A 12282-nucleotide genomic window follows, 5' to 3' on the forward strand; every position below is an offset into this window, starting at 1 on the left:
GTTGCGGCATTGCACCTAAGACCAATAGACTATCGTCGTAGCGCCATTCTTTCGCCAGAATGGTGACCAGGCGCAAAAGCGCCCTGCGCCGCCGAACCACACGCCAAAATAGTGGAAAGGTGAGCCAACTGAGGAACGCCCCGTCACCGGCGCCCTCGTGGCGCGCGGATGTATTGACATGGCCCGACGTCGGCCCGCTGCGGCAGTGCACAGCCTGGCTCAAGCCTCGCGCCGAAAGATGCGCGTGGTACCGACGTGGGAGGACATGTCCATGAGCATCACGACCGCGACAGCGGCCGCACCGCCGCGCCCCATGACCCGCGAGGAGAAGAAGGTCATCTTCGCCTCGTCACTGGGCACCGTCTTTGAGTGGTATGATTTTTATCTTTACGGGTCACTGGCCGCCATCATCGGCGCGCAATTCTTCTCGGCCTATCCGCCGGGCACCCGTGACATCTTCGCATTGCTGGCCTTCGCCGCCGGCTTTCTGGTTCGCCCCTTCGGCGCGCTGGTCTTCGGCCGGCTGGGGGATCTCGTCGGGCGCAAATACACCTTCCTCGTCACCATTCTGATCATGGGCCTGTCGACCTTCATCGTCGGCATCCTGCCCAATGCCGCCTCCATCGGCATCGCCGCACCGGTCATCCTGATCGCGCTGCGCCTGCTGCAGGGCTTGGCCCTCGGCGGCGAATATGGTGGCGCCGCCACCTATGTGGCCGAACACGCCCCCCATGGGCGGCGCGGCTTCTACACCTCGTGGATCCAGACCACGGCCACCCTCGGCCTGTTCCTGTCGCTGATCGTCATCCTGTTCACCCGCACGCTGACCGGAGAGGAAGCATTCCGCACCTGGGGCTGGCGCGTGCCATTCCTGGTGTCGGTGCTGCTGCTGGGCGTCTCGGTGTGGATCCGACTGCAACTGTCCGAATCACCGACCTTCAAGCGCATGAAGGAAGAAGGCACCACTTCCAAGGCGCCGCTGTCGGAGGCGTTCGGCCATTGGGGCAACCTCAAGATCGTGCTGATCGCCTTGTTCGGCCTCGTCGCCGGCCAGGGCGTCGTCTGGTACACGGGCCAGTTCTACGCCCTGTTCTTCCTGCAGAGCATTCTGAAGGTGGACGGTTATACCTCCAACCTGCTGATCGCGTGGTCGCTGGTGTTCGGCACGGGCTTCTTCGTGTTCTTTGGCTGGCTGTCGGACAAGATCGGCCGCAAGCCCATCATCCTGGCCGGCTGCCTGGTGGCGGCGGCGAGCTATTTCCCGCTGTTCAACCTCATCACCACCTATGCCAATCCGCCGCTGGAACGGGCGGTGCAGACGGTGCGGGTGAGCGTGGTGGCCAGTCCCGGCGAATGCGGCTCCCTCTTCAATCCGGTGGGCACCCGCATCTATTCGGCGCCGTGCGATCTCGCCCGTGACTTCCTGGCGAAAGCGGGCGTGAAGTACGCCACCACCGCGGCCCCCGCCGGCACGCCGGTAGAGTTGAGGATCAACAATGAGGTGGTGCCCTACGGGCCCGACTTCGCCAAGACCGCCAGCGCCGCCCTGCAGGCGGCGGGCTATCCCACCACCGCCACCAATAAAGAGGTCGTGAAGATGGCGCATCCGTTCGACATCTTCCGCCCACAGGTGGCGGCGGTGATCGGACTGCTGTTCATCCTGGTGCTGTTCGTGACCATGGTCTACGGGCCGATCGCGGCGGCGCTGGTGGAGCTCTTCCCTGCCCGCATCCGCTACACCTCCATGTCGCTGCCCTATCACATCGGCAACGGCTGGTTCGGCGGCCTGCTGCCGGCCACCTCCTTCGCCATGGTGGCCGCCACCGGCGATATCTACTACGGCCTGTGGTACCCGATCGTGATCGCGCTGATGACCTTCGTCATCGGCCTCCTGTTCATGCCGGAGACCAAGGATCGCAACATCGATCACTGGCACTGACAGCCGCAGCGCCGGTCTGACCTGTTCCGGAAACGGCCCCGCCCCGCGCGGGGCCGTTTTCATCCGTCGGTGAGACATGACCGGCCATGGGACGTGAACCACCATGGGACACGCCAGTCCCGGTCTTGTTCCCGCCGGGCACCGCTGCTAGAGCTTTGGACGATCCGAGGCCAGCCTGGCTCACCGGAATGCCGGCTTAGCACAGCGGTAGTGCAGCGGTTTTGTAAACCGAAGGTCGGGGGTTCGATCCCCTCAGCCGGCACCATTTTCACCCTCTGAGGGCGGCGTTGAAACGGTTGTCGGAAGGCGCGGCCTGCGCCACTCCGCGGTTCCCGACCGGCCGACGCCGGATCTGCCAAGATGAATGCGCGGTGACACAATCACGAGGTCACGACATTCGCGCGGCGCGACCGTAGATACGTCTGTCAGCTGCATCAAGACCGCTCAAGATCCGGTTTCGACTATGACTCGTGTTGATTCGCCCGACGAGGACGCTACGTTACCTGCTCAGGGGCGGGAGACGGGCCTGGTGGGCGGGCAGATCAATCGACAGCGGCGGCGAACCAGTCACACGGGGCGCAGGCCCGTATTACTCGCGACCGCGAGCCTGGGTGCGGGGCTTCTCACCCTCTCGCCCGTGGGTGCGCTGGCGGCCGACGAAAGCGCCTATATTCCGCTGCACATGGATTTCGACAGCCAGTCCGCCAGCGTGGCGGTCTCGGTGGGCGGCGGAGCGCAAACCCAGGTTCTGCTGGATACCGGGTCCAATGGCCTGCGGCTCAACTCCACTTCGGTGGGGCCGGATGTGACGGTTTCCGATATCACCATCACCTATGGCTATGGCTCCGGGCTGCAGCTCGAAGGCCGGCTCGCCTATGCGAACGTCACCTTCACCGAGGCCGTCACCCCGGACGGCGCGGCGCTGACCATCGCAGCGCCCATCGCCATCCAATATGTGACCCATTGCAACGGCTCCACGGACCTTACAGCCTGCCATTGGCCGACCGGCACCACCGGCATCATGGGCGTGGGCTATGAGAACCTCGGCAGCGGCGCCAACGATCTGCCGTTCAACCCCTTGGCGCAACTGCCGGGAAACTTCGCCAGCGGCTTCATCGTCCAGGGCTGGAACACGGCCGATGCGGTGCTCACGGTGGGCCTCACCGCGGAGAACACCGCGGGCTTCATCTTCGAGCCCCTCGACCCGTCGACCACCTCATCGCCACCGGCGGGCACCAAGGCCTGGAACACCACGGTCGCCACCTGCTTTCAGGTGAATGGGGCGACGCCCATCTGCGACAAGGCCCTGCTCGACACCGGCCAGACGGTGGGTCATTTCAATGGCGCGGTGGATCCTGCCATTCTCTCGCCCGATGGCCGCATCGCGCCGGGCAACAGCGTTGCCGTCCAGGTCGGCTCCTTGCCCACCCTGGTCATCACCACGTCCGACGCGGAAAATGGTGACAGCTACGACGTCACCTCGGAGACGCGCGGCAATACCGGCCAGCTTATCTATCAATACTACACCATCGCCTTCGATGCGGTGAACGGGCGCCTGGGCTTCGCCCCCCTCATGAGCCTCATCTACGGCGACTTCTACCCGGACAGCGATGCCGACTGCGGCGCCGCCGGCACATCGGTGGGCCTTGATGCCACCTTGCACCTGAAGGATGGCTTCACCAGTTCCCGCCCCTTCCTGCTGGGTTCCGACGCCGTCCTTCATGTGGAGGACGGGGCCACGGCGGCGCTCTCCGGCACCCTTTCCGGCGGCAACGGCCTGTGGGTGGAAGGGCCCGGCACCCTGGTTCTTCAAGGGCTGAATACCTATAGCGGCGGCACCCTCGTCGCCCACGGGACTTTGAACGTCACCGGCGACGGCGCGCTCGGCGCAGCCGGCGAAGGGGTCTGGCTGGAGGGCGCCACCCTTGGCACCACTACAGGCTTCGCCAGTCCGGACCGCGCGCTCCACATCGGCACGGCGGGCGGCACGCTGCGGTCCGGAGGCAGCGCCACCTGGGGCGGGACCATCTCGGGCGACGGCACCCTGCATGTGAGCAGCGGCACCTGGGCCTTCACCGGCAGCGGGGCCACCGATGGCGGCTTCCATGTAGATGACGGCGCGACGCTTGCCGTCACCGGCGACTTTTCATCCGCCCATGTGCAGATCCATGCCGGCGCCACCCTCATGGGCACCGGAGAGGTGGGCGCCACTGAGGTGGCCGGCACCCTCGCGCCCGGCGCGTCCATCGGCACCCTGAAAGTCGATGGCGACCTGGCCCTCACCTCCGGCGCCATCCTGGCCATCGAGCTCAGTACCGCCGGCGCCAGCGACAAGGTGGAGGCCAAGGGCGCCATCACCGTCGACGACGCCGAGCTGTCGCTCGCCCTGGCGGCGGGCGCCGCGCCGTCGCTCGAGCGTTTCACCCTGCTGACCTCGGAGACGGCCGTGGGCGGCTCCGGCTTCAGCGCCATCAGCGGCCCCTTCGGCGGGCTCTATCCGTTCCTCGAGGCCCAGGTGGACATCGACGCGCGCACGCTCGTCGTGGACATCACGCGCAATGACGTACCCTTCACCACCGCCGCCGCGACGGGCAACCAGCGATCGGTGGCCGGGGCGCTGGACCGGCTGCCTGACGCCACGCCGGTGGCACAGGATGTGGCGGTGCTGACGGCCCCCCAGGCACGCCGCGCCTTCACCGCGCTCTCCGGCGAGATCCATGCCGCGACGCCCACGGTGCTGCTCAACCAGAGCACCACCCTGCGGCGAGCGATCCTCGATCATGCCCGCCTGGGCGACGCCGCAGTGCCGACGGCGGAGCGCGTTCCGCTCTCCTATGCCGCCGCCCCCATCACCAGCCCCATCACCCGGGCCCTGGCGACACCCGCCCGGCCCCCGGAAGCGCAGAGCGCCTTCTGGGCCGAAGCGTTCGGCGACACCGGCTCCATCGGCGCCACCCTCAACACCGCCAGCATCAGCACCCGCAATGCCGGCCTGCTGGTGGGCTATGACCGCACCTTCTCGGGCGGCTGGCGGTTCGGCGTGGCGGCGGGCTACAGCGGCGCCAGCTACACGGCGGGGTCCCTCGCCTCGTCCGGCTCGGCCGACAGCTATCACGTCGGGGCCTATGGCGCGCTTGGCTCTGGCCCCTGGTCTCTCACCCTCGGCGGCCTCATGAGCTGGAGCGACCTGTCCACCACCCGCAACGTGGTGTTTCCCGGGCTCACCAGCGTCGCCAATTCCGATTCCGATGCCCGCACCGGGCAGGCCTTCGGCGAGGTGACCTATGATATGATCCTCGGCCAGCTGGGCCTCGCGCCGTTCGCCGGGCTTGCCTATGTGAACGTGGACATGTCCGCGTTCCAGGAAACGGGCGGCGTGGCGGCGCTGCATGGCTTCGGCGGCCAGACCGGCGTCACCTCTTCCACCCTGGGGGCACGCGCCGCCGTGCCCCTCCCCCTGTGGGGCCTGCCGGTAGAGGTGGTGGGGCTGCTCGCCTGGCAGCACGCCTTCGGCGATGTGGAGCCGGTGGCCACCCTCGGCTTCGGGGCGGGGCTGGCCCCATTCACCGTCGCCGGCGCCCCCGTTGCCGAAGATGCCGCCTTGGTAGAGGCCGGCATTCGGCTGCGCCCCAGCGCGACCGCCAGCCTGCGGCTGACCTATTCCGGCCAGTTGGCCGCCGGCACCACCATCAACGCGGTGGAGGGCGGCTTCACGCTGCAGTTCTGAGCCGGCCGCTCAGCGCGCCGGCTGCGCCAGCAGGCGCAGGGCATTGGCGGTCACCAGCACGGTGGCGCCGGTGTCGGCCAGGATGGCTGGCCAGAGGCCGGTGATGCCGGCAATGGTGGTCACCAGGAACACCGCCTTCAGCCCCAGGGCGATGGTGATGTTCTGGCGGATATTGCCCATGGTCCGCCGCGACAGCGCGACCATGGCGGCGATGTCCTTCACCCGGCTGTGCAGCACCGCCGCATCCGCCGTCTCCAGCGCCACGTCAGTGCCACCGCCCATGGCGATGCCCACGTCGGCGGCGGCCAGCGCCGGTGCGTCGTTGATGCCGTCGCCCACCTTGGCCACCACCGCGCCGGTGGCTTTCAGATCATTCACGATCTTCTGCTTGTCCTGCGGCAGGAGGCCGGCCTTGACCTCGATCCCCAGAGCCTCGCCCACGGCGGTGGCGGTGCGCACATTGTCGCCGGTCAGCATGAGGGTGCGGATCCCCAAGGCCTTCAGCGCCTTGAGCCCCTCCAAGGCATCGGCGCGCGGCTCGTCGCGCAGCGCGATGGCGCCGGCGATGGCCCCATCGGCCACCAGCAGCGACACCGTCTTTCCCGCATCATTGAGCTCCGCAATGCGCGCGTCCAGCGCCGCGCCAAGCGGCACCATGTCGGCGACGCTGGCCGGCGAGCCGAGGAACAGCGTGCGCCCCGCCACCTGCGCGCTCACACCCTTGCCGCCCAGCGCCCGCGCATCGGTCGCCGGCGCCAATTGCAGGCCGTCGGCGGCGGCGCGGTCCAGAATGGCGGTGGCGAGGGGATGGGTGGAGCCGGTCTCCAGCGCCGCCGCGCCCGCCAGCACCTCCGCTTCGCTCCAGGCGAGGGGGATGATGTCGGTGACCTGCGGCCGGCCGGCGGTGAGGGTGCCGGTCTTGTCGAGGCACACCACATTCACCTTGCCCACCTGTTCCAGCACCGCGCCGCCCTTCAGCAGCAGGCCGCGCCGGGCACCGGCGGACAGGCCGGCGGCGATGGCCGCCGGAGTGGAGATGACGAGGGCGCACGGACAGCCGATGAGCAGGATGGCGAGGCCCTTATAGACCCACTCATCCCAGCTGCCGCCGAAGGCCAAGGGCGGCACCACCGCCACCAGCGCCGCCACCACCACCACGGCGGGGGTGTAATAGCGGGCGAAACGATCGATGAAGCGCTCGGTGGGCGCGCGCGCCTCCTGCGCTTCCTCCACCAGCTTCACCACCCGGGCAATGGTGTTGTCGGCGGCCGCGGCGGTCACGCGCACGGACAGCGCCGCCTCGCCATTCACCGTGCCGGCGAATACCGAAGCGCCGGGCCCCTTGAGGACCGGCACGCTCTCGCCGGTGACGGGGCTTTCATCGATGCCGCTCTCGCCGGCCAGGATCAGCCCATCGGCCGGCACCCTCTCGCCGGGGCGCACATGCACCACCTCGCCCACGGCGAGGCGCTCGGCGGGCACCTCCTTCAAGGCGCCATCCCGCTCCACCAGGGCGGTCTTGGGCACCAGAGCGGTGAGCGCGCGGATGCCGTCGCGGGCGCGGCCGGCCGCCACCCCTTCCAAGAGTTCGCCCACCAGGAACAGGAACACCACCGCCGCCGCCTCTTCGGCCGCGCCCAGCACCACGGCGCCGAGGGCGGCCACGGTCATCAGCATCTCGATGGTGAAGGGCATGCCGTTCATCGCCGCCGCGAAGGCCCGGCGGGCGATGGGCACGAGGCCCACCAGCATGGCGGCGATGAACAGGGCATTGTGCGCACCGCCCTGCAACTGCGGCAGCACCAGCCCGGCGATGAAGGCGACCCCCAGGGCGGCGCCACTCGCCAGCGTCAGGCGCGCCTTGGCGCTGCGCCAGAAGCTGCCCGGCGCCGTCTCGGCCTCTTCCGCCCCGTGGTCGTGGCCCGAATGATCATGCGCCGCGTGATCATGGTTCGCATGATCATAGCCGGGATGGTCGTGAGCGGGGTCATGCGTGTGATGATCATGGTCATGGCCGCAGCAGGACGCTTTTTCGGCCGGCGCGGCGCCGGAGGCGGCGGGCGCGATCTCATAGCCCATGGGCTTCAGGCGCGGGGCGAGAACCGACAGGTCTGCCTCCGCCGTGTGGCGGATCACCAGGGTGCCGGCGGTGACCGAGACATTCACCTCGTCGACGCCGTCGATGCGCCGGGCCACACCCTCGATTTTAGTGGCGCACGCGGCGCAATCCATGCCCGTGACACGGAACCGGCTCTGAACCTGCGGAGCGGTCATGACGAAACCTTCCTCGCACTGCCTTTCATTCTCACCAAGGGCACCCTAAATCCTCTAGTGACTAGAGGAGCAAGCCCCGTGTCCCCTGCCGAGAGCATTCCCCCCTGCGATCTTCTGTCCATCGGCGCGGCAGCCCGGGCCAGCGGGGTGAAAGTGCCCACCATCCGCTTCTACGAAGAGGCGGGCCTGTTGCCGCCTCTGCCGCGCACCGACGGCAACCGCCGGCTCTACGATACGGCGCAGGTGCAGCGGCTCGCCTTCATCCGCCATGCCCGTGAGCTGGGCTTCGACCTCGATGCCATCCGCGCCCTGCTGCAGTTGCAGGGCCATCCCGACCAGTCGTGCGCCGAGGTGGACGCCATCGCCCGCGCGCGGCTCACCGAGGTGCGCCGGCGCATCGCCGCGCTGAAGGCCCTGGAGGCGGAGCTCGACCTCATGGTGCGCGCCTGCGACCACGGCCGCATCGGCGACTGCCGGGTGATCGAAACCCTGGCCGATCACACCCACTGCCGTTTCCACACGGAGACGGATGAGCGCCCCGCGCCGCCGCCCCACGCGCCTCAGACCCGACCACCGCAGGCGACGCCGAAACGGCGAGCGCCGCGCTGACCCATTCGCGAGACGCCGGTCCCGGCACCGTCACCCCTCCCCACGCGACAGGCCGCACCTGTCGCGACGAACTCAAGGCTTATCCATGGCTGCTCTGTCCATCCTCGATCTGGTGCGGGTGCGCATTGATGCCGATGCCCGCGACGCCCTCGACAATGCCCGTGACCTCGCCGCCCATGCCGAAAAGTGGGGCTATCGCCGCTTCTGGGTGGCGGAGCATCACAACATGCCGGGTATCGCCTCCGCCGCCACCTCGGTGGTGATCGGCCATATCGCCGCCGGCACACACACCATCCGCGTGGGCGCCGGGGGCATCATGCTGCCCAACCATGCGCCCATGATCATCGCCGAGCAGTTCGGCACCCTGGCCCGCCTGTTCCCGGGCCGTATCGATCTCGGCCTCGGCCGCGCGCCGGGCACCGACCAGACCACCCTGCGCGCCCTGCGCCGCTCCTATGCCGATGCCGAGCGCTTCCCCCAGGATGTGCTGGAATTGCAGGCCTATTTCCGCCCCGTCCAGCCCGGCCAGAGCTTGCAGGCGGTGCCGGCGGCGGGCACCGAGGTGCCATTGTGGATTCTCGGCTCCTCCACCTTCGGTGCCTATCTCGCCGCCCAGCTCGGCCTGCCCTACGCCTTCGCCTCCCATTTCGCGCCGGACCAGCTGATGGACGCGCTGGCGGTCTATCGCGAGCGCTTCAAGCCCTCGGCGGTGCTGGACAAGCCCTATGCCATGGCCGGCATCAACGTGATCGCCGCGGAGAGCGATGCGGAGGCCCGCCGGCTCGCCACCACCCAGCAGATGTCCTTCACCAACATCTTCCGCGGCGCCCGCGGCCTCAGCCAGCCGCCCATCGACGACATCGAGACCTATTGGAGCCCCATGGAAAAGGCCCAGGCCATGCGCATGCTGGCGCGCACCGTGGTGGGCGGCCCCGCGACCGTGCGCGAAGGCCTCTCCGCCTTCATCGCCGAGACCGGGGTGGATGAGGTGATGGTGGTGTCGGACATCTACGACCCCATCCTGCGGCTGCGCGCGTTCGAGATCATCGCCGGCCTCGGCCTCGACACCGGGGTGACCCCGCCGGTGTAGGCTCGATCGACATCCAGAACAGCCCGGTTGTTCCGGGGCGCTTTCCCTCTCCCGCTTGCGGGAGAGGGAGCGGCGCATGAGACCCACTGTGGTGAAGGGACGGTGCGCCCTCCCCACTGCGGAAGCTCTATGGCTTCAAAGCCCCCTCCCGCCGGCGTGCTTCTTGCTTGCGCGCGGTGGCGGGAGCGTGCGGCATGAAGACATTTCTCGACTGGTCGGCTTACGACACCTACGGCATTGGCGATGCCTACTCCGGAATTCCTGCAACCGGAGGCAATTACGCCAAGGCGGTGGCGGTGTGCATGCACAGCCGCGATTGTCGCAATACCGGCAAAGGAGTGATGTGCCCGTCGTACCGCATCACCGGCGACACGGCCCATTCCACCGAGGCGCGGGTGGCCGCCTTCAAGGCCGCCCTCAACGACGGCTCCGGCGCCACCGCCTTCGCCGATCCCCGGCTCGATGCGGCCATGGACCTGTGCGTCTCCTGCAAGGCCTGCAAGAAGGAATGCCCGAGCACCGTGGACATGACGCTCATCAAGACCGAATACCTCGCCCAGCGGCACGAGATCAAAGGCGTGCCCACCCGCACCCGCCTGTTCGGCGGGGTGCCCGAATGGACCGGCCGGCATCGCCGCCTGCTGCGCGCCGCCGTCCGTCTGCGCAACCGCTGGCGGCTCGCCGCCGGGGTGGCCGAAAGGTGGCTCGGCATCACCGCCCGCCGGCCCATTCCCGAGCCCAGCCCCCGCCCGTTCACCCCGGCCCCGACCCTCGCCGCCGACGCGGCGCCGCGCGGCGAGGTGATCCTGTTCGTGGACACCTTCTGCCACCATTTCGATCCGGAAGTGGCGGCCGCCGCCCAGAACGTGCTGGAGACCGCCGGCTATCGTGTGCGCATCGCCCGCCCCGCCGCCGACGATGCCGAACCCGACCGGTCCCTGTGCTGCGGGCGCACCTATCTCACCACCGGCATGGTGGAGAAGGCCCGCGGCGAAGCGAAGCGCGTGCTCGCCGCCTTCCGGAACGAGATCGCCGCCAAGACCCCCATCATCGGCCTCGAACCCTCCTGCCTGCTATCGCTGCGCGACGAGCTCTACAGCCTGGGCCTCGGCCCGCAGGTGGGGGATCTGGGCAAACAGCTCTATCTGCTGGAGGAGTTCCTCTCCCGCGAACATCAGAACAAGGGCCTGCGGCTGGATCTAAAGCCCCTCGACCTGCCCCGGGCCCTGCTGCACGGCCACTGCCACCAGAAAGCCTTCGGGGTGATGAAGGCGACCCGCAAGGTGCTGTCCTGGATCCCCGGCTTCTCCTATGACATCGTCGAGACCAGCTGCTGCGGCATGGCCGGATCGTTCGGCCTGGAGGCGGAGCATTATGACGCCTCCATGCGGATGGCAGAGCTGGCGCTCTTGCCAGCCGTGCGCGCCGCCGGCGACGAGACCCCGCTGATTGCCAACGGCTTTTCCTGCCGCCACCAGATCGAGCACGGCACCGGCCGCAAGGCCCGCCACATCGCCCTCCTGCTCCAGGACGCCCTCGCCCATCCGCTGCGCTGAACTCTCGCTGCGTCAGGCACTTGCCGTGGGCGGGCAGCGCCGGCGATCCATGCCGGATGGCGATGAGTCCCATCTCCACAATCCATTTGATGGATCGGCCGCCCCGGACCATGGTGCCCCCGATGGCGTCGGCGGTGGCCGTGCCGGCGGCGCTTGGGACCACAGCCGGAGAGGATGCAGCCCATGCAGATTGGATTGCAGGTCGGGTTCATCGGGTTGGGCCAGATGGGTTCGGGCATGGCCCGCAACCTCATGAAGGCCGGCCATACCGTCACCGTCTTCAACCGCACCCCGGCCAAGGCCGAGGCCCTGGTGGCCGAGGGGGCGCGCCGCGCCGCCACCGTCGCCGATGCCTGCCGGGGCGCCGCGGTGGTGACCATGTTGGCCCACGATGCGGCCGCCGAAGAGGTGGTGTTCGGCGCCGAAGGGCTGCTCGCCACTTTGCCCAAGGGCGCCGTGCACGTCTCCGCCAGCACCATCTCCGTCGCCTTGTCGGAGCGGCTCGCCGCCGCCCACGCGGCCGCCGGCCAGCTCTATCTCTCCGCCCCGGTGTTCGGCCGGCCCGACGTGGCGGCCGCGGGCAACCTGTTCGTGGTGGCCGCCGGCGCGACAGCGGCGCTCGATGCCGCCCAGCCGCTGCTCGACGCCATGGGCCAGAAAACCTTCGTGGTGGCGCAGGAGCCGAGCCGCGCCAATCTCATCAAGCTTTCCGGCAATTTCCTCATCGCCTGCGTCATCGAATCCCTCGGCGAGGCGATGGCGCTGGTGGGCAAGGCGGGGCTCGACAAGACCCAATATCTGGAGCTGCTCACCACCACCTTGTTCGGCGCGCCGGTCTACAAGAATTACGGCCGCCTGCTGGCGGAGCCCGGCGACGCGCCGGTGGGCTTTGCCGCGCCGCTCGGCCTCAAGGACATCAAGCTGGCGCTCGCCGCCGCCGAGGCGCTGGAAGTGCCGCTGCCTCTGGCGAGCCTGCTGCGCGACCGCTTCCTCACCCTGCTCGCCACCGGCGGCGCCGATCAGGACTGGTCCGCAATCGGCCGCCTCGCCGCCCGCGATTCCGGGCAACCCTGATCCCGTCCTGACC

Annotated in this window: 7 protein-coding genes and 1 tRNA gene; 7 read left to right on the plus strand and 1 reads right to left on the minus strand. The window is 68.8% G+C overall.

The window, feature by feature from the left end; translation table 11 throughout:
• The first annotated feature begins 271 nt into the window (after nucleotides 1–271).
• The 3 genes from MEU52_RS01615 to MEU52_RS01625 all read left to right on the plus strand — a co-directional run bounded on the left by MEU52_RS01615 (nucleotide 272) and on the right by MEU52_RS01625 (nucleotide 5666).
• Nucleotides 272–1939, plus strand: a complete 1668-nt coding sequence (locus MEU52_RS01615; RefSeq protein WP_238121701.1) for an MFS transporter — start codon at nucleotides 272–274, stop codon at nucleotides 1937–1939.
• A 190-nt stretch (nucleotides 1940–2129) separates the two neighbouring features.
• Nucleotides 2130–2204: transfer RNA gene (locus MEU52_RS01620), tRNA-Thr, on the plus strand.
• 198 nt (nucleotides 2205–2402) lie between these two features.
• Entirely contained in the window at nucleotides 2403–5666 is a 3264-nt protein-coding gene (locus tag MEU52_RS01625; RefSeq protein ID WP_238121700.1) for an autotransporter family protein, read from the plus strand.
• 9 nt (nucleotides 5667–5675) lie between these two features.
• On the opposite strand, the gene MEU52_RS01630 is transcribed toward MEU52_RS01625, so the two are convergent.
• Entirely contained in the window at nucleotides 5676–7940 is a 2265-nt protein-coding gene (locus MEU52_RS01630; protein WP_238121699.1) for a heavy metal translocating P-type ATPase, read from the minus strand.
• 96 nt (nucleotides 7941–8036) lie between these two features.
• On the opposite strand from MEU52_RS01630, the gene MEU52_RS01635 reads away from it, so the two are divergent.
• The 4 genes from MEU52_RS01635 (at nucleotide 8037) to MEU52_RS01650 (ending at nucleotide 12269) form a co-directional block, all read left to right on the plus strand.
• Entirely contained in the window at nucleotides 8037–8549 is a 513-nt protein-coding gene (locus tag MEU52_RS01635) for a MerR family transcriptional regulator (protein ID WP_238122025.1), read from the plus strand.
• 85 nt (nucleotides 8550–8634) lie between these two features.
• Complete coding sequence (locus MEU52_RS01640) at nucleotides 8635–9639, plus strand: LLM class flavin-dependent oxidoreductase (protein ID WP_238121698.1); 1005 nt, start codon at nucleotides 8635–8637, stop codon at nucleotides 9637–9639.
• Nucleotides 9640–9833: 194 nt separating this feature from the next.
• Nucleotides 9834–11195, plus strand: a complete 1362-nt coding sequence (locus MEU52_RS01645; protein ID WP_238121697.1) for a (Fe-S)-binding protein — start codon at nucleotides 9834–9836, stop codon at nucleotides 11193–11195.
• 195 nt (nucleotides 11196–11390) lie between these two features.
• Complete coding sequence (locus MEU52_RS01650) at nucleotides 11391–12269, plus strand: NAD(P)-dependent oxidoreductase (protein WP_238122024.1); 879 nt, start codon at nucleotides 11391–11393, stop codon at nucleotides 12267–12269.
• The last annotated feature ends 13 nt before the right edge of the window (nucleotides 12270–12282 follow it).

The organism is Xanthobacter sp. NM-25, assembly GCF_022138605.1.
GTDB lineage: Bacteria > Pseudomonadota > Alphaproteobacteria > Rhizobiales > Xanthobacteraceae > Xanthobacter.